Raw genomic sequence first — 24,876 nt, forward strand, 5'->3', positions numbered from 1 at the left:
TCACTCCACCGTGACGACGGTGACCCCGTCCTCCGCAGCGGAGGTATCGTCTCCTGCCGCGACGAACCAGTGCGACACCTCACCGTCGGCGAGATCATCCGCAACAGCCCCGGTGGGCAGGACCGAGAGCGCACCCGCGGTGGCGGCGGCGAGGAACTCGACGACCGCGACCAGCCCGCCGGTGGCGGTGGTGTAGGTCGTCGACTCGTAGTCGACGCCGTGCTCGTCGCGCGCCCTGAGCGCGAGATCGAGCGCCGCGACCTGGCTGAACACCGTGCCGTCCGCGAGGACGAACGCCGGGCTCTCCTCGCCGAGCGGGCGGACCCGGTCGGCGTAGGAGACCGGGTGCGCGGGCGCATCGGCGACGGCCGAGCGGACCGCGGCGTCGGCCGGGTCGATCCACTCGACCTCATCGGAACCGGAGCCGATTCCGTAGCGCGCGCCGGTGACGGCGTCGAGCAGCGCGGCGGCTCCCGCCTTCTGCACCGCCCAGAGGGCGACGATCGACCCGACCGAGCGCGGCAGCGCGACGGCGACCACGTCGTCCGGGCCGATCCCGCGGCCGATCAGCACCCGGGCCAGCTGGGAGGAGCGGCGGTCGAGCACGTGGTACGGCAGCTCGTCCGCGCCGGCGAGCAGCGCGGGCGCCTCCGGGTCGGCCTCGACCACCTCGCCGAGCACCTTCGACACGGTCCGCGCGCCGACCCGGTTCACCGGCTCGGGCGCGGCGGCCGCGACCCCGGATTCGGCGAGCAGCCTGCTCCGCTCCTCGGCGTCCAGGATGTCGATATCGCCGACGAGGCCGTCCGGGTCGCCGAGCAGCCCCTCCAGCACCCGCATCAGCCGCGCGGCGAGGGTGCGCACCTCGTCGTCGGTGAAGCGGCTGGTGAGGTACTCGAAGACGAACTCGATGGTCGACTCGGCGGTGACCTGCAGCGTCATCGGGTAGTGCGTGTTGCTGAGCACGCCGACGCCGTTCACCGACATGCCGTCGATGGAGCTGGCGGCGGCGATCGCCTCCCGGTCGATCGGATACGACTCGAAGACCAGCAGGGTGTCGAAGAGCGAGCCGGCGCCCGCGCTCCGCTGGATCTCGGCGAGCCCGACGTAGTGGTGGTCGAGCAGGTCGGCCTGCTCGCGCTGCAGCCGCACCAACTGGTCGGCGATCGGGCCGTGGTCGTCGATCCGCACCCGCACCGGCAGCGTGTTGATGAAGAGCCCGACCATGGACTCGACGCCGGGCAGCTCGGCGGGGCGGCCGGAGACGGTGGCGCCGAACACCACGTCGGTGCGGCCGGTGAGCCGCCCGAGCAGGATCCCCCACGCCGCCTGGACCAGCGTGTTCACCGTGACGCCGAGGTCGGCGCAGTGCTTGGTGAGCCTGCGGGCCCGCTCCTGGTCGATCGAGGTGATCAGCTTGCCGGTCTCGTACCGCTCGGGGCCGCGGGCGGCCGAGGCCAGCTCGGTCGGCTCGGCGGCGCCGTCCAGCGCCTCCGCCCAGGTGCGCAGCGAAGCGTTCAGGTCGCGCTCGCCCAGCCAGCCGAGGAAGTCCCGGTACGGGGTCACGGCGGGCAGCTGGGAGCGGTTGCCGTGCACCGCGTACAGCACCAGCAGGTCCTGCATGAGCAGCGGCATGGACCAGCCGTCGAGCAGCACGTGGTGCGTGGTGATCGAGAGGTGGTACTGCTCGGCGGCGGTGCGGTACAGGGTGAACCGGACCAGCGGCGGGGCCGCCATGTCGAACCGGGTGGCCTGGTCGGCCGCGAGCAGTTCGCGCAGCGCGGCGGCGGGGTCGTCGCGGTCGGTCAGGTCGACCTCGCGCCACGGTACGTCGGCGCGCTCCGGCACCACCTGGACGGCCTGGCCGTCGGAGTCGGTGACGAAGCCGGCCCGCAGGTTCGGGTAGCGGTCGAGGATGCCCTGGGCGGCGGTGTGCAGCCGGTCCGCATCGACCGTGCCCAGCAGGTCGACCGTGGCCTGCATGACGTAGATGTCGGTGCCCGCGGTGGTCATCAGGGCGTGGAAGAGCAGCCCGGACTGCAGCGGGGTGAGCGGCCAGACCTCGGCGAGGCCGGGGTAGCCGCGCTCCCATTCCTCCAGGTCGCCCTGGCGGACCCGGACCAGCGGCATGTCGGACGGGGTGAAGCCGCCCGCGTCCGCGGTTGCCGCGTGCTCGGCGAGGCCGGTGAGCGCGGCCGTCCAGAACTCGGCCAGCTCGGCCAGCCCTTCGGCCGGGCCGGTGAAGTCGGTGACCAGCTCGCCACCGGCGGTGACGGAGGCCAGAACCTCGACCCCGGCGGCGGCCGGAACCTCGCCCGCGGCGGTGGCGACGGCCCGCAAGCCGCTGCCCGCGGTGCCGTCGGTCGGCGCCCCGACACCCGCGGAGACCGCTGCGGGCAGGGGGTATTCGTCGAAGCCCTCGACCGGGGCACCCGCGAAGCGGAAGGTGATTCCGCCCGGCTCCCCGGCCGCGAAGAGCGACGGGTAACCGCGCTCCGGCACCGCGAGCACCTGCTCCTTGACCAGCTTGAGCGCCGCACCCTCGCCGACCCCGACCGCACCGAGGTCGAGCCGCAGCGGGTGCGTGACGGTGAAGTCACCGACCGTGCGGGTGAGCTCGGCACCGCGCTCGGCCGCGACCGGGCGCAGGTCGTTCACGTACCGCACGGTGGCGGCGGCGTTCCCGGTCCAGCGCGCGGCGGCCAGCGCCAGCGCGGTGAGCAGCGCGTCGGTGGCGACCCCGTGGTAGAGGCCGGGGACCACGCGCAGTACGGCGTCGCTCTCGGCCGCGGGGAGCACGGTCCGCACGTGCCGCACGGGTGCGTCCGCCGCACCGAAGGCGTCCACCTCGGCAGGCACCGCGACGGTCTCCCGATCCTGCGCGACCTCGTGCAGCCAGCGGCGCAGCGAGGTGCCCGCCGCGGGCAGCTCGACGGTCTCGCCCGCGGTGGCCTGCGCCAGCGCCCGGCCCAGGTCGCCGGTGAGGATCCGCCAGGAGGCGGGGTCGACCGCGAGCCGGTGCGCGACCAGCAGCAGCACGTCCGCGCCGCCGTCGACCGCGAACCGCACCGCGCGGAACACGTTCCCCGCGGCCGGATCGAGCGCCGCCACCTCGGTCGCCAGTGCGCGGGCCAGCGCGGCGTCCAGCTCGGCCGCCGCGTCGGCATCCGGCTCGGTCGCGGTGACCCGCTCGTTCCGCAGTACGTCCGCGACGCCGACCGCGCCGCGCTCCCGCAGCTCCAGCACCGCCTCGGTGCGCCGCAGCCGCAGCGCCTCGTGCCGGTCGAGCACGGCCGCGAGCGCGGCCCGCAGCTCCTGCTCGCCGGTGCCGGTCGGCAGCCGCAGCGCGACCGCGTCGGCGCCGTCGAGCGCGAGCAGCGCGGGCGGCAGCGCGACCTCGCCGACACCGCCGCCGGAGAGCTCGGCCAGCCGCTGCCGCCCGGTCACCGCCCCGGCGACCGCGGCCAGCCCGGCAACGCTGCGCTGGTCGAAGACGTCGCGCACGGAGAAGACCGCGCCGAGCGTCTTGGCCCTGGAGACCAGCTGGATGGAGAGGATGCTGTTGCCGCCGAGCGCGAAGAAGTCGTCGTCGGCGCCGATCTGCTCGGCCCCGAGGACGTCGGCGAAGACCCGCGCCACCAGCTTCTCGGCCGGGGTGGAGGGCGCGCGGAAGACGGCCTTCTCGAACTCCGGCTCGGGCAGCGCGTTGCGGTCCAGCTTGCCGTTGGCGTTCAGCGGCAGCGCCGCCAGCTCGACGAAGGCGCTCGGCACCATGTACGAGGGCAGCTCGCCTGCCAGCGCGTGCGCCAGCGCGCGCTTGTCGAGTTCGGCGGCGGGCACCACGTAGGCCACCAGCCGGTCGCCGAGACCCGGATCGGTCCTGGCCAGCACCGCGGCGGCGGCGATCCCCTGCTGCCTGAGCAGCGCGGCCTCGATCTCGCCGAGCTCGATGCGGAAGCCGCGGATCTTCACCTGGAAGTCGGTGCGGCCCCGGTACTCCAGTTCACCGCCGGCGTTCCAGGCCACCAGGTCGCCGGTGCGGTACATCCGCGCGCCCGGCTCGAAGGGGCTGGCCACGAAGCGGTCGGCGGTCAGCTCTGGCCGCGCGAAGTAGCCGCGGGCCAGCTGCGCCCCGGCCAGGTAGAGCTCGCCGGAGACCCCGACCGGAACCGGCCGCAGCCGCGCATCCAGCACGTAGACCCGGGAGTTCCACTCCGGCACGCCGATCGGCACCGACACGACATCGCCCGCCGTGACCTCGTGCGCGGTGATCGACACCGCGGCCTCGGTGGGGCCGTACAGGTTGAACAGCCCGGCGGCATTGCCGCGCCGGAACTTCTGCGCGGTGGCCGCGGGCAGCGCCTCGCCGATGGCGAGCACCCGGCGCAGTGAATCCGGCAGGGAACCCTCGGTGAGCAGCGCGTCCAGCATGGAGGGCACCACGTGCAGCGTGGTCACCCCGGTCTCGGCCATGAGCGTGCGCAGGTAGGCCGGGTCGCGGTGGCCGTCGGCGGCGGCGATCACCAGCGTGCCGCCCGCGGCCGCGGCGGACCAGAACTCCCAGACCGAGAGGTCGAAGGTGGCCGCGGTCTTGAGCAGCACCGCGTCGTCGGCACCGAGGCCGTACTCTGCGGTCTTCCACTGCAGCTGGTTGGCGATGGCGCCGTGCGGCACCGCGACGCCCTTGGGCTGGCCGGTGGAGCCGGAGGTGAAGATGACGTACGCGGTATTCGCCGGGGTGAGCGCCGCGCGGCGCTCGGCCGGGCGCACCGGTGCGCCGTCCAGCCCGGCCAGATCCAGCTCGTCCAGCACGACCACCTCGGCCGCGGTGGTCGCGAAGGCGTCCCCCGCCGTGGTGAGCACGCAGGTCGGGGCAGCGGTGCCGAGAATGTATTCGACCCGCTCGGCGGGCTGGTCGGGGTCGACCGGCACGTAGGCCGCGCCGGCCACCGCGACGGCGTACATGGCGATCACCAGGTCGGCGGAGCGCCGGATGGCGAGTGCCACCCGGTCCTCCGGGCCGACCCCGCGCTCGATCAGGTAGCGGGCGAGGCGGTTCACCCGGACGCCGAGCCCGGCGTAGCTCAGCTCACCGTCGGGGCTGATCAGGGCGGTGTTCTCGCGCTGCGCCGCGACGGTCGCGTCGAGCAGCGAGACCAGCGTGGCCCCGGTGTCGACCGGGTGCGCGGTGGCGTTCCAGGTGTCGAGGATGCGCTCGCTCTCGTCGGCGGCGAGCAGCTCGATCGCACCGACGGCGACGGCCGGGTCGGCGACGACCGCGTCCAGCACCCGGAGGAACCGGTCGGCGAAGCCCTGCACCGTTGCCTCGTCGAAGAGGTCGGTGGCGTAGCCGAATTCGGTGACGATCTCGGCGGGGGTGCCGTCCTCGGCGTACCGGTCGTAGAGCGTGACGTGCAGGTCGGTCTTGGCCAGCTGGGAGTCGAAGTCGACCGCGCTCACCGTCAGCCCGGGCAGGGTGATGGTGGTCTCGGCCAGGTTCTGGAAGGACAGCCCGATCTGGAAGAGCGGGTTGCGGGCGGTGGAGCGCTCCGGGTTCAGCACCTCGACCAGCCGCTCGAACGGGACGTCGGCGTTGGCGAAGGCCTCGAGGTCGCGTTCGCGCACGTCGGCGAGCAGGTCGGTGAAGCCCGCGTCCGGCCGCACCCTGGTGCGGAAGACGAGGGTGTTGACGAACATGCCGATCAGGTCGTCGAGCTCGCGCTCGCCGCGGCCTGCGATCGGGGTGCCGACCGCGATGTCGTCGGTGCCGGAGAGCCGGGCGAGCAGCACCGCGAGCGCGGCGTGCACGACCATGAACAGCGACGACTGGTTGGCGCGCGCCAGCTCGGCCAGCGCCTGGTGCCGCTCGGGGGCGATCTCGAAGCGGATCGCCTTGCCGTGGAAGGACTGCGCGGGCGGCCGCGGGCGGTCGGCGGGCAGCTCGAGCTGGTCGGGGAGCCCGTCCAGCGCGGCCTTCCAGTAGGCGACCTGGCGGGCCGCGGGCGACTCCGGATCGTCCTCGGCGCCGAGCACCTCGCGCTGCCACAGCGCGTAGTCGGCGTACTGCACCGGGAGCGGGGTCCAGGACGGCGCCTCGCCGCCGACCCGCGCGATGTAGGCGGCCATGAGGTCGCGGGCCAGCGGGCCCATCGACGCGCCGTCGGCCGCCACGTGGTGCACCACGAAGGCGACGACGTGCTCGGCATCCGTGATCCGGAACAGCGTCACCTTCAGCGGCACCTCGACGGTGACATCGAAGGTGGTCATGGCGAACCGGATCACCGTCGGCACCAGCTCGCCCTCGGTGACGTCGGTGATCGCCAGCGTCGGCGCGGTGCGCCCGGCGGGCAGGATCACCTGCCGCGGGCCGTCGTCGGCGCTCGGGTACGTGGTGCGCAGCACCTCGTGCCTGGCGAAGACGTCGCCGATGGCCTGCTCCAGCGCGCGCACGTCGAGCGCGCCGGAGAGCCGCACCGCGAGCGGGATGTTGTCGACGGCCGAGGTGGTGGTGTCGAACTGGTTCAGGAACCAGTACCTGGCCTGCGCCGGGGAGAGCGGGATCTGCTCCGGCCGCTCCCCCGCCACCAGGACCGGGCGGGTCCGGCCGGAGCCTGCCGCGCGCTCGACCCTGGTCGCGAGCGCGGACACCGTCGACGCCTCGAACAGGTCGCGCACCGCGAGCTGGGTGTCGAGCGCCGCGCCGATCCGCGCGGTCACCTGGGTGGCGAGCAGCGAGTTGCCGCCCAGCTCGAAGAAGTCGTCGTCCACGCCGACCCGGCCGACGCCGAGCACGTCGGCGAAGGTGTTGGCGACGATCTCCTCGATCGGGGTGGACGGCGCCCGGAACACCTTGGCCTCGAAGACCGGCGCGGGCAGCGCCCTGCGGTCCAGCTTGCCGGACGGGTTCAGCGGGAAGGCGTCGAGCAGCACGAAGGCGTTCGGCACCATGTAGCCGGGCAGCTCGCCGCCGAGCTCGGTGCGCACCGCCTCGATGTCGACGGTCGCGCCCGCGGCGGGGATCACGTAGGCGACCAGCTGGTCGCCGAGGCGGTCATCCGAGCGGACCAGGACCACCGACTGCGCGATGCTCGGCAGCGCGGTGAGCGCCGACTCGATCTCGCCAAGCTCGATCCGCAGCCCGCGCAGCTTGACCTGGAAGTCGGTGCGGCCCAGGTACTCCAGCTCACCGTTGGCCCGCCAGGTGACCAGGTCGCCGGTGCGGTACATGCGCGCGCCGGGCTCGCCGTACGGGCTCGCCACGAAGCGGTCCCCGGTCAGCTCCGGCCGCGCGACGTAGCCGCGCGCCAGCTGGTCGCCTGCCAGGTACAGCTCACCCGGGACCCCGGCCGGAACCGGCCGCAGCCGCGAATCCAGCACGTAGACCTGGGTGTTGAAGACCGGCGCGCCGATCGGCACGGAGACCGTGTCGGCCTCGGTGACCTCGTGGAAGGTCACGTCGACCGCGGCCTCGGTCGGCCCGTACAGGTTGTGCAGCCGGGCGCCGGTCAGCTCGACGAGCCGCTGCGCGGTCGCCGCGGGCAGCGCCTCGCCGGAGGCGAAGACCGCCCGTAGCGAGGTGCACTCGTCGGCCCGCTCCTCGGCAACGAAGACCGACATCATCGACGGAACGAAGTGCGCGACCGTGACCCGCTGCTCGGTGATGATCCGCACCAGGTAGCCGGGGTCGCGGTGGCCGTCCGGCCGCGCGACCACCAGCCGGGCGCCGAGCTGCAGCGGCCAGAAGAACTCCCACACCGAGACGTCGAAGGTGGCCGGGGTCTTCTGCAGCACGGTGTCGGTCTCGTCCAGTCCGTACTCGGCCTGCATCCAGACCAGCCGGTTGACGATCGCGCCGTGCGTGACCGCGACGCCCTTGGGGCGGCCGGTGGAGCCGGAGGTGAAGATGACGTACGCGGTGTTCGACGGCCGCAGCGGCGCCCGCCGCTCCGCGTCGGCGATCGGCGCGCCGGAGAGCTCGGCGAGGTCGAGGCCGTCGATCGCGACGGTCCGGTAGCCGGCGGCCGCGAAGCCGTCCCGCTCGGTGGTGAGCACCGCGACCGGGCGCGCGGTCTCCAGCACGTAGGCGATGCGCTCGGCCGGGTGGTCCGGGTCGAGCGGCACGTAGGCGCCGCCCGCCGCGCTCACCGCGTACATGCCGACGACCAGCTCGAAGGAGCGGCGCATGCCGAGCGCGACGAGCGTGTCCGGCCCGACCCCGAGGTCGATGAGGTGCCTGGCCAGCCGGTGCACCCGGTCGGCGAACTCGGCGTAGCTCAGCGTCTTGCCCTCGAAGGTGAGCGCGGGGGCGTCCGGGGTCAGGGCGGCCTGCGCCTCGAACAGCGAGACCAGGGTGGCGGCGGCGTCGACCGGGTGCGCGGTGGCGTTCCAGGTCTCCAGTACCAGGGTGCGCTCGGCGGCGTCGAGCAGCTCGATCTCGCCGACCGGGGTGGTCGGCGTTGCGACGGCCGCGGTCAGCAGCCGGACCAGCCGCAGCGCGAAACCGTTGACGGTGGCCGGGTCGAAGAGATCGGTGGCGTAGGCGAATTCGGCCGCCAGGCCCTCGTGCTCACCGGCGCTGGTCAGGTTGAGGTGCAGGTCGAACTTGGCGGTCACCACGTCCAGCGGCACCCCGGTGACCTCGAGCCCGGGCAGCGCGAAGGAGGCGTCGCCGGTGTTCTGGAAGGAGAGCATGACCTGGAAGAGCGGGTGCCGCGCCTGCGAGCGGGCCGGGTTCAGGATCTCGACCAGCCGCTCGAAGGGCAGGTCGGCGTGGCCGAAGGCGGCCAGGTCGGTCTCCCTGGTCCTGGTCAGCAGCTCGGCGAAGGGCTCGGCCGGGTCGACCGCGCTGCGCAGGACGAGGGTGTTCACGAACATGCCGATGGCGTCGTCGAGCGCGGCCTCGCCGCGGCCGGCGACCGCGGTGCCGACGGCGATGTCGTCGCTGTTCGAGAGCCGGGCCAGCAGCGCGGCCAGCGCGGCGTGCACCACCATGAAGAGGCTGGCGCCGTGCGCGCGGGCCATCGAGTTCAGCCCGTGCACCAGGTCGGCGTCGAGCCAGAAGGCGTGCACGCCACCGCGGTTGGAGGCCACCGCGGGGCGGGAGCGGTCGGCGGGCAGGTCGAGCTGGTCCGGCAGCCCGGCGAGGTTCGCCGACCAGTACCGCACCTGCTGGGCGATGAGCGAGTCCGGCTCGTCCTCGGAGCCGAGCGTCTCGCGCTGCCAGAGCGCGTAGTCGGCGTACTGCACCGGCAGCGGCGCCCAGCCGGGCGCCTCGCCGCGCGAGCGCGCGGCGTAGGCGATCATCACGTCCTTGGCCAGCGGCTGCACCGACCAGCCGTCGCCGGAGATGTGGTGCACCACGAAGACGAGCACGTGGTTCTCCGGCTGCGAGCCGTCCATCGAGCCCGCGATGCGCAGCAGCGCGGCGCGCACCGGCACCGCGGTGGTGACGTCGAAGCCGGTCAGCACCAGTTCGCTGATCCGCTCCTCCAGCTCGGTCTCGGCGACGGTGATCGGGGTCAGGTCGATGCCGACCTGGCTCGCGGGCAGCACCACCTGCACGCCGTGACCGTCCGCGGTCTCCGGGTAGACCGTGCGCAGCACCTCGTGCCGCTCGATCACGTCGGCGACCGCGCGGCGCAGCGCGTCGGCGTCGAGCGCGCCGGTGAGCCGGACCGCCATCGGGATGTTGTTCACCGCGGTGGCGCTGTCGAAGCGGTTCAGGAACCACATGCGCTGCTGGGCCAGCGAGAGCGGGATGGTCGCCGGACGCGGGCCAGCCACCAGCTCCCGGCCGCGGCCGCTGCCCGCACCGGTCTCGACCCTGGCCGCGAGCGCGGCGACGGTCGGCGCCTCGAAGAGCGTGCGCACCTGGACCCTGGTGTTCAGCGCGGCGCCGAGCCGGGCCACCACCTGGGTCGCGATCAGCGAGTTGCCGCCGAGGTCGAAGAAGTCGTCGTCCTGGCCGATCGGCCGGTCGCCGTCGACCTCGATCCCGAGTACGCGGGCGAAGGTGTCGGCCACCAGCTCCTGCACCGGCGTCGCGGGCGCACGGAAAACCACGGCTTCGAATTCGGGCTCGGGCAGCGCGCGCCGGTCCAGCTTGCCGTTCGGGTTGAGCGGCAGCTCGGCCAGCACCACCAGCGCGGCCGGGACCATGTAGGAGGGCAGCTGCGCCGCGACGTGCTCGCGCAGCGCCGCGACGTCGACCGGGGCTGCGCCTGGCACGACGTAGCCGACCAGGCGGTCGCCGAGCCGGTCGTCGGAGCGCACCACCGCGACGGCCTGCGCCACCGCCGGGTGCCCGGCCAGCGCGGTCTCGATCTCGCCGAGCTCGATCCGCAGGCCGCGCAGCTTCACCTGGAAGTCGGTGCGGCCCAGGTACTCCAGCTCGCCGCGGTCGGTCCAGACCACGAGGTCGCCGGTGCGGTACATGCGGGCGCCGCGCGGGCCGAACGGGTCGGCCACGAAGCGGTCGGCGGTCAGGTCCGGCCGCGCGACGTAGCCGCGGGCCAGCTGCGCGCCTGCCAGGTACAGCTCGCCCGGCACCCCGGCGGGCACCGGCCGCAGCCGCGAATCCAGCACGTAGAGCTGGGTGTTGAAGACCGGGGCGCCGATCGGCACGGTGACCGTGTCGGACTCGGTGACCTCGTGGTAACTGACGTCGACCGCGGCCTCGGTCGGCCCGTACAGGTTGTGCAGCCAGGCGCCGGTTGCGCTCAGCAGCCGCTGCGCCACCCCGCCGGGCAGCGCCTCGCCGGAGGCGAAGACATTGCGCAGCCCGGTGCAGGCGGCCGGGTCGGCCTCGTCCACGAAGACGGCGAGCATGGACGGCACGAAGTGCACCGTCGTCACCTGCTCGGCGGCGATCACCTCGGCCAGATACTGCGGGTCGCGGTGACCATCCGGCTTGGCGACCACGAGCCGGGCGCCGGTCTGCAGCGGCCAGAAGAACTCCCACACCGATACGTCGAAGGTGGCGGGGGTCTTCTGCAGGACCACGTCGAAGCGGTCGAGGCCGTACTCCTCCTGCATCCACACCAGGCGGTTCACGATCGCGGCATGCGAGACCGCGACACCCTTCGGGCGGCCGGTGGAACCGGAGGTGAAGATGACGTAGGCGGTATTCGCCGGGCGCAGCCCGGTATCGGTGAGCGGCTCCGGCGCGTAGCCGGAGAGGTCGAGCGCGTCGATGGCGACGGCGTCGCCCGCGGCGAACTCGTCGCCGGTGGTGGTCAGTGTGAGCACCGGCCGCGCCGTCTCCAGCACGTGGCCGATCCGCTCGGCGGGCTGGTCCGGGTCGAGCGGCACGTAGCCGCCGCCCGCGGCGAGCACCGCGTACATGCCGATCACCAGGTCGAGCGAGCGGCGCATGCCGAGCGCGACCAGGGTGTCCGGGCCGACGCCCGCGCCGGCCAGGTACCCGGCCAGCCGGTGCACCCGCGCCGCGAACTCGGCGTAGCTCAGCGTCTCGCCGTCGAAGGTGAGCGCGGGAGCCTCCGGAGTGGCCGCCGCCTGCTCCTCGAACATGGAGACCAGGGTGGCGTCCGGGTCGACCCGGTACTCGGTGTTGTTCCAGGTGCGCAGCACCTGCTCGGTCTCGCGGGCGTCGATCAGCGGCAGATCGCCGACCGCGCGCTCCGGCTCGGCGGTGAGCGCCTTCAGCAGCCGGGTGAAGCGGCGGCCGAACGCGGCGATCGTGCGCCGGTCGAAGAGGTCGGTGGCGTAGATCAGCTCGGCGGTGATGCCGGAGAGCGGCGCGGCCTTCTCGGTGAGCACCAGCTGCAGGTCGAACTTGGCGACGTCGAGCGCCATGTCGACGCCGCTGACGGTGAGCCCGGGCAGCTCCAGGCTGTTCTGCCCGACGTTCTGGAACGAGAGCATGACCTGGAAGAGCGGGTGCCGCGCCTGCGAGCGGGCCGGGTCGATGATCTCGACCAGCCGCTCGAAGGGCAGGTCGGCGTGGCCGAAGGCGGCGATGTCGGTGCTGCGCACCTTCGCGAGCAGCTCGGTGAAGGAGGTGGCGGCGTCGACCGGCGTGCGCAGCACGAGGGTGTTGACGAACATGCCGATCAGGTCGTCGAGCGCGCGCTCGCCGCGGCCCGCGATCGGCGTGCCGATGGCGATGTCCTCCTCGCGGGCCAGCCGCGCGAGCAGCACGGCCAGCGCGGCGTGCGTGACCATGAAGAGCGTCGCGCCGCGGCCGCGGGCCAGCTCGGCCAGCCTGCCGTGGGTCTCGGCGTCGATCTCGAAGGCGTGCGTGGCGCCGCGGCCGGTCGCCACCGCGGGGCGGGGGCGGTCGGCGGGCAGGTCGAGCTGCTCGGGGATGCCGCGCAGCGCCTCGGTCCAGTACCCGATCTGCGCGGCGATCACCGATTCCGGATCGTCCTCGCGACCGAGCACCGCGCGCTGCCAGAGCGCGAAGTCGGCGTACTGCACGTCCAGCGGGCGCCAGGCGGGCTCGCCGCCGTCGACCCTGGCGCCGTAGGCGGTCATCACGTCGCGGGTGAGCGGGCCCATGGAGAAGCCGTCGGCGGAGATGTGGTGCACCACCAGCGCGAGCACGTGCTCGGTGGGGCTGACCTCGAAGAGCCTCGCTCGGAACGGCACCTCGACGGTGACGTCGAAGGCGGTGCGGACGAACTCGGCGATCCGGCGCGGCAGCTCGGCCTCGGTGACCTCGGCGGGCGAGAGGTCGGGGATGACCTGCCCGGTCGGGACCACCTTCTGGAAGCCGGTGCCGTCGAGCTCCGGGTAGTAGGTGCGCAGCGACTCGTGCCTGGCCAGCACGTCGGCAACGGCGATCTGCAGCGCCTGCCGGTCGAGCAGCCCGGAGAGCCGGACCGCGGCCGGGATGTTGTCGACCGAGGACGCCGGGTCGAAGCGGTTCAGGAACCACATGCGCTGCTGCGCCAGCGAGAGCGGCACCCGCTCCGGCCGTGGCTGCGGGACCAGCGCGGCGCGCGATCCCGCGCCCGCACTGCTCTCGGCGCGGGCGGCCAGCGCGGCCACCGTCGACGCCTCGAAGAGCTCGCGCACCCCGATGTCGGTGTCGAGCGCGGCGGCCAGCCTGGCCGCCACCTGGGTGGCGCTCAGCGAGTTGCCGCCGAGCGCGAAGAAGTCGTCGTCCAGCCCGACCCTGGCGACGCCGAGCACGTCGGCGAAGACGTCGGCGACGATCTCCTCGACCGGCGTGGTCGGGGCGCGGAAGACCGCGGCCTCGAAGACCGGTGCGGGCAGCGCCCGGCGGTCCAGCTTGCCGGAGGCGTTCAGCGGGAACTCGTCCAGCGCGATGAGCAGCGCCGGGACCATGTAGGCGGGCAGCCGCCTGCCCAGCTCCTCGCGCACCGCCTCGGTGTCGATCCGCTGCTCGGTGACCGGAATCACGTACGCCACCAGCTGATCACCGGTGTGCTGATCACCGCGGACCACGACGACCGCCTGCGCGATCTCGTCCAGCCCGGCCAGTGCCTGCTCGATCTCGCCGAGCTCGATCCGCAGGCCGCGCAGTTTCACCTGGAAGTCGGTGCGGCCCAGGTACTCCAGTTCGCCGTCCGGGGTCCAGGCGACCAGGTCGCCGGTGCGGTACATGCGGGCGCCGTCGGTCCCGAGCGGGTTCGCCACGAAGCGGTCGGCGGTCAGATCCGGCCGCGCGACGTAGCCGCGGGCCAGCTGGTCACCGGCCAGGTACAGCTCGCCCGCGACGCCGACCGGAACCGGCCGCAGCCGCGAATCCAGCACGTAGACCTGGGTGTTGAAGACCGGGGCGCCGATCGGCACGGTGACCGTGTCGGCGTCGACGACCTCGTGGTACGTGACGTCGACCGCGGCCTCGGTGGGGCCGTAGAGGTTGTGCAGCGCCGCGCCGGTGAGCTCGCGCAGCCGGTGCGCGGGCTTCGGGCCGAGCGCCTCGCCGGAAGCGAAGACCAGCCGCAGCGAGGTGCTGCCCGCCGCGGCGGCGTCGGCGACGAACACGGCGAGCATGGACGGGACGAAGTGCGTGACGGTGACCCGCTGGGCTTCGATGACCTCGGCCAGGTACTGCGGGTCGCGGTGCCCGTCCGGCCGCGCGACCACCAGCCGGGCGCCGATCTGCAGCGGCCAGAAGAACTCCCACACCGAGACGTCGAAGGTGGCGGGGGTCTTCTGCAGCACGGTGTCGTCGGCGCTGAGGCCGTACTCGGCCTGCATCCAGACGAGGCGGTTCACGATCGCGGCATGCGAGACCGCGACGCCCTTGGGGCGGCCGGTGGAGCCGGAGGTGAAGATGACGTACGCGGTGTTGCCCGGGCGCAGCGGGGCGCGCCGGTCGATGTCGCCGAGCGGGGTGTCGTCCAGGCCGTCCAGGTCGAGCAGGTCGATCCGCACCTGGGCGGTGTCGATCTCCAGGTCGTCGCCGGAGGTCAGCACGCAGACCGGGTCGGCGGTGGCGAGGATGTACTCGGTGCGCTCGGCCGGGTGGTCCGGGTCGAGCGGCACGTAGGCGCCGCCGGCGACGGTGACGGCGTACATGCCGACCACCAGGTCCAGCGAGCGCCGCATGCCGAGCGCGACGAAGGACTCCGGGCCGACGCCGCGCTCGACCAGCCAGCGGGCCAGCCGGAAGACCCGGCCCGCGAACTCGTCGTAGGACAGGGCTGTCCCCTCGAATTCCAGCGCGGGCGCGTCCGGGGTGGCCGCGAGCTGCGCCTGGAAGAGCGCGGGCAGCGTGTGCGGGAGCTCCGCGCCGGAGGCGCGATCGTCCGGTACCGCGCCGTACTGGGCGGCCAGCGCGGTGGAGACGTCGAAGGCGGTGTCGTTCCAGCCGGTGGTCACCTCGGCGCGCTCGGCGGCGTCCAGCAGCGCGATGTCGCCGACGGCCGAATCCGGCTCGGCGGTCATGGTTTCCAGCACCCGAACCAGGCGGTCGGCGATCCGGCGCACGGTGCCCTCGTCGAAGAGGTCGCGCAGGTAGCCGGCCCGGATGCGGAGCTTCGCGTCGAGCTGGGCGATCAGGGTGAGCGGGTAGTGCGTGGCGTCGGTGGCCGCCAGCCCGGTGACCGCCATGCCGTCGATGTCGGCGGCCTGGGCCTGGATGCCATCGGCGTCGACCGGGTAGGACTCGAACACCACCAGGGTGTCGAAGAGCCCGCTCATCCCGGCCGCGGCCTGGATGTCGGCGAGCCCGACGTAGTGGTGGTCGAGCAGGTCGGCCTGCTCGCCCTGGGTCTTGGCGAGCAGCGCGCGCACCGGCTCGGCCGGGTCGAAGCGCACCCGCACCGGGACCGTGTTGATGAACAGCCCGACCATCGACTCCACGCCGGTGAGCTGCGCGGGGCGGCCGGAGACGGTGGTGCCGAAGAGCACGTCCTCGCGGCCGGTCATCCGGCCGACCAGCACCGCCCACGCCACCTGCAGCACGGTGTTCGGGGTGACGCCGAGCGCGGCCGCCAGCCCGGTGAGCCGCGCGGTGGCGGCCTCGTCCAGCTCGAAGAGGTACTCGCCGGAGAGCGCGGTGATCTCGCGCCCGGCGTCCGGCCTGGCCAGCAGCGTCGGCTCGGCGACGCCGCGCATGGCCTCCGCCCAGACCGCAACCGAGGCGGCGTGGTCCTGCCTGCCGACCCACTCCAGGAAGTGCTTGTACGAGCGCACCGCGGGCAGCACGCCCTGGTCGGCGTGGACCGCGTAGAGCATCAGCAGGTCGCGCATGAGCAGCGGCATGGACCAGCCGTCGAGCAGGATGTGGTGATTCGAGACCACGAACTGCCAGCGGTCCGCGGCCACCTTGATCAGGGTGAAGCGGATCAGCGGCGGAGCGGTCAGGTCGAAGCGGCGGGCACGGTCCTCGGCGATGAGGTCTTCGACGGATCCACCGGCTGTGTCGGATCGGGCGGCTCCGCCGCCGGTGCGGTCGTGCTCGGCCCACGGGACGCGGACGCTGTTCAGCACCACCTGCACCGGGTTGCCGTCGGCGTCGGTGACGTAGGCGGTGCGCAGGGTGTCGTAGCGGTCGAGCAGCGCCTGCGCGGCGGCGCGCAGCCTGGTGCCGTCCACCCGCCCGGTCAGGGTGAGCGTGATCTGCGAGGTGTAGACGTCCACCGACCCGGCGGCGAGCCTGGCGTGGAAGAGCAGTCCGGCCTGCAGCGCGGAGAGCGGCCAGACGTCGGCGAGCGCGGGGAAGCGCCGCTCCCAGTTCTCGATGTCGGCCTGGGTGCTACGCACCAGCCCGAAGTCGGCCGGGGTGTGCCCGCCCGCCTCCGCTGACTGCGCGTGTCGCGCGACGGCCTCCAGCGCGGTGACCCACAGCTCGGCGAACTCGCGCACCTCGGCGGCGTCGAGCAGGGTGCTCGGGTAGCCGATGGTGGTGAGCAGGGTGTCGCCGGTGACGATGGCGTTCAGGTCGAGCGGCGCCATGGCGGGCATGTCGGCGTCGTAGCTCGCGGCCAGCGCGCCGAGTTCGGGCGCGGGGATCCAGCCGAAGCCGCGCAGCGCCTCTGGCACGTCGGTGTCCGAGACCCGGCCCAGGTAGTTGAAGCTGACCTGGCCGGGCAGGTACTCGGGCAGGTCGGCGGCGGTGCTGCGGTTCAGGTAGCGCAGCATGCCGTAGCCGATGCCCTTGTCCGGCACCGAGAGCAGTCGCTCCTTGACCGCCTTGAGCGCCCGGCCGAGCGCGGGGCCGCCGGTGAGCGCGGCGTCCACGTCGATCCCGGCCAGGTCGAAGCGGACCGGGAAGATGGCGGTGAACCAGCCGACCGTGCGGGAGAGGTCGGCGCCGGGCACGATCTCCTCCTCGCGGCCGTGGCCCTCCAGCCGGAGCAGCAGCGAGTCGGCGCGCTCGGCGGTGCGGCGGGACCGCCACTTGGCGGTGGCCAGGGCGAGCGCGGTGAGCAGGCCGTCGTTCACGCCGCCGTGGAAGAGCGCCGGAACGGTGGTGAGCAGCGTCTTCGTGACCTCGGGCGAGACCCGGACCTGGATCTTCTCGATGACACCCGACACGTCGACCGCGGGGTCCAGCGGCCGGTCGGTGAGCAGCGGGTCGGGGCCGCCGACGACGCCGCGCCAGAACTCCAGCTCGGCGATCCGCTCGGGGCTGTTCGCCTGCTGCTCCAGCGCGTGCGCCCAGGAGCGCAGGGAGGTCGCCGGGGCGACGAGCTCCGGGGTGCCGCCGGAGGACAGCTGACCCCAGGCGGTGACCAGGTCCGGCACCAGGATGCGCCAGGTGACGCCGTCCACGACCAGGTGGTGCGCGACCACGACGAGCCTGCCGCCGCGGCTCGCCTCGGAGGGCTCCAGCCAGACGAAGCGGATCACGATGCCGGCGGCCGGGTCGAGCCGGTCCAGCGCGCCGTCGACCGCCGCCTCGGCGATCGCGAGCAGGTCCGAATCGCCCGCGGTCACGTCGAATTCGACGCGGTCGATGAGCGCGTCGATATCGACCGAGCCGGGGGCGGTGGTCTCCAGCACCCAGTCCGCGCCCTCGGGGCGCAGCCGGGCGCGCAGCATGTCGTGCCGGTCGACGACGGCGCCGACGGTGGCGGCGATGCCCGCCCGGTCGATGCCGACCGGCAGCTCCAGCGCCAGCATCTGGTGGAACCGGCCGAAGCCGCCGGTGCGCTCGGCCATGAACCGCACCACCGGGGTGAGCGGCATCCGGCCGACGCCGCCGCCGGGCAGCTCGTCCAGCGCGGGCTGCCTGGTGGTCTCGGCGTCCGCGGTCTCCGCGACCGAGGCCAGCCCGGCCACGGTGCGCTGCTCGAAGACGTGCCTCGGGCTGAACACCACGCCGCGCGCCTTGGCCCGCGACACCAGCTGGATCGAGACGATGGAGTCGCCGCCGAGCGCGAAGAAGGAGTCGTCGACGCCGACCCGCTCCACGCCGAGCACCTCGGCGAAGACCTCGGCGATGGTGTGCTCGATCGGCGTGCGCGGGGCCCGGAACGCGACCTCGGTCGCGAAGACCGGCTCCGGCAGCGCCTTGCGGTCCAGCTTGCCGACCGGGGTGAGCGGGATGTGGTCGAGCACCATGATCGAGGACGGCACCATGTACGCCGGGAGGCTCTCCTCCACGTGCGCGGTCAGCTCCGCCACGTCCAGCGAATGTCGTTGCGCGGCGGTGTCCGACGAGTGCCGCTGCGCGGCGACGACGTACGCCACCAGCGTGGTCGCGCCGTTCTCGGCCCTGTGGCCGACGGTGACGGCGAAGTCGACGGCCGGGTGCGCGGCCAGCGCGGCGTCGATCTCGCCCAGCTCGATGCGGAAACCGCGCACCTTGACCTGGAAGTCGGAGCGGCCAACGTACTCGACCTCGCCGGTGCGGGTCCAGCGCACCACGTCGCCGGTGCGGTACATGCGAGCGCCGTCGACGTAGGGGTTGGCCACGAAACGCTCGGCGCTCAGCCCGGGGCGGGCGTGGTAGCCGCGCGCCAGCTGGATGCCGGACAGGTACAGCTCACCCGCGACACCCACCGGAACCGGCCGCAGCCTGGCATCCAGGATCAGCGACTGCATGCCCTTGGTCGGCCCGCCGATGGTCACCGTCTCGCCGGGCACCAGCGCGTCGCTGATGTTGGTCATGATCGTGGTCTCGGTGGGGCCGTAGCCGTTGTGGAAGGCACGAATTGTGCCGTCCGCCAGCGGGACCGCCCACTTCGCGACCAGCTCCGGCGGGCACGCCTCGCCACCGGCGACCAGCACGCGCAGGGTGTCGAGCCCGCTCGGGTCGAAGGTGGCCAGCGCGGCCGGGGTGATGAAGGCATGGGTCACCCGTTGCGACCGGATGAGTTCGGAGAGCTCGTCGCCGCCGTAGACCCCGGGCGGGACCACGACCAGCGCGCCGCCGCGAGCCAGCGCCAGCAGCAGCTCCAGGATGGAGGCGTCGAAGGACGGCGAGGCGAAGTGCAGTGCCCGCGAATCGGCGTCGAGCGCGTAGCGCTCGGCCTGCTCCTCGCCGAAGTTGGCCAGGCCGGAGTGCGTGACGACCACGCCCTTCGGCACGCCGGTCGAACCCGAGGTGTAGATGACGTAGGCCGGGTGCTCCGGGCGCAGCGGCCGCAGCCGCTCGGCGTCGGTGATCGGCGCGCCGTCCCACTCGGTGAGGTCGAGCTCCTCGAGCACCAGCCAGCGCGCGGACTCCGGCAGCCCCGCGCGGACCTCGCGCACGGTCAGCCCGAGCGGCGATCCGGAGTCGGTGACCATGTGCGCGATGCGATCGGCCGGGTAGTTCGGGTCGACCGGGACGAAGGCGGCGCCGGTCTTGGCCACCGCCCAGGCCGCGAGCACCGAGTCCGCGGAGCGCGGGATGCCGACGGCGACCAGGTTCTCGGTGCCGACCCCGGCCGCGATGAGCAGCCTGGCCAGCCGGTTGGAGCGCTCGTCCAGCTCGGCGTAGGTGAGCGTCTCGCCGCGGAACACCACCGCGGGCGCATCCGGCGCGCCGATGCCGAAGAGCTCGGGCAGCGGGCGCGGCGCGACGGCGGGGGTTCCGGTGCGCGACACCAGGTCCGCGCGCTCGCCCGCGTCGAGCACGTCGATCCCGCCGACCGGGATCGACGGGTCGGCGGCGACCGCGGTGAGCACCCGCAGCCAGCGCCGGACGAACGCGGCCGCGGTGGCCTCGTCGAACAGCTCGGTGGCGTAGGTCAGGCCGAGCGCCAGCCCGCCCGCGCTGTTCTGCGCGAGGGTGAACTGGAGGTCGAAGCGGGCGACCTCCTCGTCCAGGTCGAGCGCGGAGACCGAGAGCCCGGGCAGCTCGAGCGTGCCGCGGTCCAGGTTCTGGAAGGCCAGCATGACCTGGAAGAGCGGGTTGCGGGCCTGCGAGCGCTCCGGCGCGAGCAGCTCGACCAGCCGCTCGAACGGCACGTCGGCGTTGCCGAAGGCGTCCAGGTCGGTGCGGCGCACCTTGCCGACCAGCTCGGCGAAGGAATCGCCGGGCTCGATCCCGGTGCGCAGCACGAGGGTGTTGACGAACATGCCGACCAGGTCGTCCAGCGCCTGCTCGCCGCGGCCTGCGATCGGGGTGCCGACGGCGACGTCGTCGGTGCCGGAGAGCCGGGCGAGAAGCACGGCGAGCGCGCTGTGCACGACCATGAAGAGCGAGGCGCCCCCGGCGCGGGCGATCTCCTCCAGCCCGGCGACCAGCTCGGCCGGGATCTCGTCGTGCAGGGTGGCGCCGCGGAAGCTCGCGACGGCCGGGCGCGGGCGGTCCGCGGGCAGGGTGATCTCGTCCGGGACGTCGGCCAGCGCGCGCTGCCAGTACGAGACCTGGCGCGCCATGATCGAGCCGCCGTCGGCAGTGTCTTCTTCGGTGCCGAGCACCTCGCGCTGCCAGAGCGCGAAGTCCGCGTACTGCACCGCGAGCGGCGCCCAGCCGGGATCGCTGCCCTGGGTGCGCGCAGTGTAGGCCACCATGACATCCCTGGTCAGCGGGCCGACCGAGAAGCCGTCGGCGGCGATGTGGTGCACGACGACCACCAGCACGTGCTGGTCGCCCGCGACCCGGTAGAGCCGGGTCCGCAGCGGAACCTGCTCGGCCACGTCGAATCCGGTGCTGACGAAGGCCGTGACGGCCTCGACCAGCGCACCCGCCTCGACCGCGACCGGGGCGAGGTCGAGCGCGACCTCTTCGACCGGGACGATCACCTGGGTCGGGGTGCCGCCGTGCTCCGGGTAGCGGGTGCGCAGCGATTCGTGCCTGCGCACCACGTCGGCGACGGCGAGCCGCAGCGCCTCCACGTCCAGCGCGCCGTTCAGCCGGATGGCGATCGGCAGGTTGTACGCCGCGGAGGCGGTGTCGTACTTGTTCAGGAACCACATGCGCTGCTGCGCGAAGGAGAGCGGGACCAGGGCGTCGCCGCGCGGGCGGGCGGTGAGCGGCGCCCGCTCCGGGCCGCCGGTGTGCGACTCGACCCGGGCGGCGAGCGCCTCAACGGTGGCGGCCTCGAACAGGGTGCGCACCGGCACCGTCGTCCCGAGCGCGGCGCCGATCCTGGCCGCGACCCTGGTGGCGATGAGCGAGTTGCCGCCGAGGGCGAAGAAGTCGTCGTCGACGCCGACCCGGTCCAGGTCGAGCACCTCGGCGAAGACCGCGGCGATGGCCTCCTGCACCGGGGTCACCGGGGCGCGGAAGGCGCGGGCCTGCGCCGCGGGGGCGGGCAGCGCGCGGCGGTCGAGCTTGCCGTTCACGGTGAGCGGGATCCACTCCAGCCGGACCAGCGCGGACGGCACCATGTACGCGGGCAGCCGCTCGGCGGCGCCGGTGCGCACGGCGTCCAGATCCGGGGTCGCCCCCGGCTCGGCCACGACGTAGGCGACGATCCGCTGGTCGCCCGGCTGGTCCTCGCGGACCACGACGGCCGCCTGCGCGACGCCGTCCTGGGCGAGCACCGCGGACTCGATCTCGCCGAGCTCGATGCGGAAGCCGCGGACCTTGACCTGGTCGTCGGCGCGGCCGAGGTACTCCAGCTCGCCGCCGCGATTCCAGCGCGCGAGGTCGCCGGAGCGGTACAGCCTGGTCCCGTCCGGGCCGGCCACGAAGCGGGCCGCGGAGAGGTCGGGGCGGCCCAGGTAGCCGCGGGCCAGCTGCTTTCCGGCCACGTACATCTCGCCGGAGACCCCCACCGGGACCGGGCGCAGCCGCTCGTCGAGCACGTGGATGCTCAGCCCGGGGATGGCCCGGCCGACGACCGAGCCCGATGCCGTTGCGATGGTGGCCGCGTCCAGCGGGCGGTAGGAGACGTGCACCGTGGTCTCGGTGATGCCGTACATGTTCACCAGCACCGGCGCGGTGTCGCCGTGCCTGGCGACCCAGTCGCCGAGCCTGCGCAGCTCCAGCGCCTCGCCGCCGAAGACGACCGCGCGCAGCGCGAGCGGCGCCGCGGCGGGATCGGCGATCCGGTCCGCCTCGGCCAGCTGGTAGAAGGCCGAAGGGGTCTGGTTCAGCACGGTGACCCGCTCGTCCCTGAGCAGCTCCAGGAACTGCTCGGGCGAGCGCGAGGTGTAGTAGTCGACGACCACGAGCCTGCCGCCGAAGGCCAGCGGGCCCCACAGCTCCCAGACCGAGAAGTCGAAGGCGAAGGAGTGGAACAGGGTCCACACGTCGTGCGGGCCGAAACCGAAGTCGGCGTCGGTGTTCGCCAGCAGCCGGACCACGTTGCCGTGCTGCACCGGGACGCCCTTGGGGCGGCCGGTGGAGCCGGAGGTGTAGATGACGTAGGCGATATTACCCGCGGTCAGCGGGGCGATCCGGTCGGCGTCGGTGACCGGGCCGTCGTCGGCGTCCTCGATATCGCCCGCCTCGACGGCGTAGCCGTCCAGCACCACCCGCGCCGGCCCGGCGGGGAGCTGTACCTGCACGGTGGAGTCAACGATCACGCTGGTCGGCTTGGCATCCTCCAGCACGTAGGCGATGCGGTCGGCGGGATAGGTCGGGTCGACCGGCACGTAGCCCGCGCCCGCCTTGATCACGGCGAGCAGCGCGACCACCAGGTCGAGCGAGCGCGGCAGGATCACCGCGACCAGCTGCTCCGGCCCGGCGCCCTCCTCGATCAGCCGGCGGGCGAGGACGTTCGCCCGCCGGTCCAGCTCGCCGTAGGTGAGGGTGTCGGCGCCGAACTTCACCGCAGTGCGCGGGCCGTGCTCGGCCACGATGCCGTCGAAGAGGTCGGCCAGGGTGGCGTCTCCGTCGGCGAAGCGGCCCGCGTAGGAGTCGGTTCCGGCGCGGACCCAGCGCTCCGAGAGGTCGAGCCGCTCGCGCTCGCCGAGCAGGTCGATATCGCCGACGATCACCTCCGGGTCGTCCGCGACGGTGCGCAGGATCCGGGTCAGCCGCTCGGCGAAGGACGCGACGGTGGCCGGGTCGAAGAGTTCGGTGGCGTAGTTCCAGCTCAGCGCCAGCGAGCCGTCGGCGGCCTCGCCGACGGTGAGCTGCACGTCGAACTTGGCGGTGCCCGCGTCGAAGTCGACGGCGCTCAGCTCGAGGCCGGGCAGCGCGACGGTGCCCATCTCGGCGGCCGAGGCCGCCTCGAAGGTCAGCGCCACCTGGAAGAGCGGGTGGTGCGCCTGCGAGCGGGCCGGGCTGAGCACGTCGACCAGCCGCTCGAAGGGGACGTCGGCGTGCGCGAAGGCGGCCAGGTCGGTGCGGCGCACCTGCTCCAGCAGCTCGCCGAAGCGGGTGCCGGGCCGAACCTCGGTGCGGAGCACGAGGGTGTTGACGAACATGCCGACGACGTCGTCCAGCGCCCGCTCGCCGCGCCCGGCGATCGGGGTGCCGATGGCGATGTCGGTGCCGGTGGAGAGCCGCGCCGCCCAGGTGGCGAGCGCCGCGTGCACGACCATGAAGAGCGTGGCGCCGCGGGCCCGCGCCACCTCGGTCAGGCGGCGGTGCAGCTCCGGGTCGAGCGCGAAGCTGTGCAGCCCACCGGCGTTCGAGGCGATCTCCGGCCTGGTGCGGTCGGCGGGCAGCTCGATCTGGTCGGGCAGGTCGCGCAGCTGCTCGGTCCAGTAGCCGATCTGCTTGGCCGCCACCGACTCCGGGTCGGCCTCGCTGCCGAGCACCTCGCGCTGCCAGAGCGCGTAGTCGGCGTACTGCACCTCCAGCGGGGCCCACGTCGGAGCCTCGCCGCGGGTGCGCTCGGTGTAGGCGACCACCACGTCGCGCAGCAGCGGGCGCAGCGAGAAGCCGTCACCGGAGATGTGGTGCACGACCAGCACCAGCACGTGGTTGCGCTCGTTCAGCGCGAGCAGGCCGGCGCGGAACGGCACCTCGGCGGTGACGTCGAAGTGCGTGCTCGCCAGCTCGACGATGCGCGCGGGCAGCGCGGACGACTGCACCGGCTCCGCGACGAGCGAGACCGGAACCTCCTCGGCGGGAAGCACGCGCTGGAAGCCGTCGCCGTCCACCTCGGGGTAGACCGTGCGCAGCGTCTCGTGCCTGGCGACCAGGTCGGCCAGCGCGGCGTTCAGCGCGGCGACGTCGAGCGTGCCGGAGAGCCGGACCGCGATCGGGATGTTGTTCACCGCGGTGGCGCTGTCGAAGCGGTTCAGGAACCACATGCGCTGCTGCGCCGGGGAGAGCGGCACCAGCTCGGGCCGCTCGCGCGCCGCCAGCGGCGCCCTGCCCTCGCCCGCCGCGGACTCGACCGTCGCGGCCAGCGCGGCCACCGTCGAGGACTCGAAGAGCGCGCGCACCGGAATCCTGGTGTCCAGCGCCTCGCCGAGCCGGGCCGCCACCTGGGTGGCGACCAGCGAGTTCCCGCCGAGCTGGAAGAAGTCGTCGTCCAGCCCGACCCGGTCGGCGCCGAGCACCTCGGCGAAGACGCTCGCCACGATCTCCTGCACCGGCGTCGCGGGCGCGCGGAAGACCCTGGCCTCGAAGACCGGCGCGGGCAGCGCCTTGCGGTCCAGCTTGCCGGATGGGTTGAGCGGGAAGGCGTCGAGCACCACGTAGGCGGCCGGGACCATGTAGGCCGGGAGCCGGTGCGTCAGCTCGGCCTTCACGGCCTCGGCGTCGATCACCCGGTCCGGGTTCGCCACCAGGTAGGCGACCAGCTGGTCGCCGGTGTGCTCGTCGGAGCGGACCACGACAACGGACTGCGAGACCGCGTCCTGCGCGGTGAGCGCGCCCTCGATCTCACCCAGCTCGATGCGCAGGCCGCGCAGCTTCACCTGGAAGTCGGTGCGGCCCAGGTACTCCAGCTCACCGTCCGGGGTCCACACCACGAGGTCGCCGGTGCGGTACATGCGGCGCCCGGCGTCGAAGGGGTTGGCCACGAAGCGGTCGCAGGTCAGGTCGGGGCGGCCGACGTAGCCGTAGGCCAGTTGCGCGCCCGCCAGGTGCAGCTCACCCGGGACCCCGGGCGGCACCGGCCGCAGCCGCGAATCCAGCACGTAGACCTGGGTGTT

Annotated in this window: 1 protein-coding gene (only partly in view); it reads right to left on the reverse strand. The window is 73.5% G+C overall.

Going from position 1 to position 24,876, the window contains the following annotated elements:
• On the reverse strand, positions 1 to 24,876 hold the 3' portion of the coding sequence (locus ACFUJ1_RS20475) for a non-ribosomal peptide synthase/polyketide synthase (RefSeq protein ID WP_378647757.1). Its footprint extends 12,072 nt past the window's final position; only the last 24,876 of its 36,948 coding nucleotides appear in the window; its start codon lies beyond the right edge, outside the window; it ends in the stop codon at positions 1 to 3.

It is taken from the genome of Nocardia sp. NPDC057227, from assembly GCF_042669725.1.
GTDB classification, from domain to species: Bacteria; Actinomycetota; Actinomycetes; order Mycobacteriales; family Mycobacteriaceae; genus Nocardia; species Nocardia asteroides_A.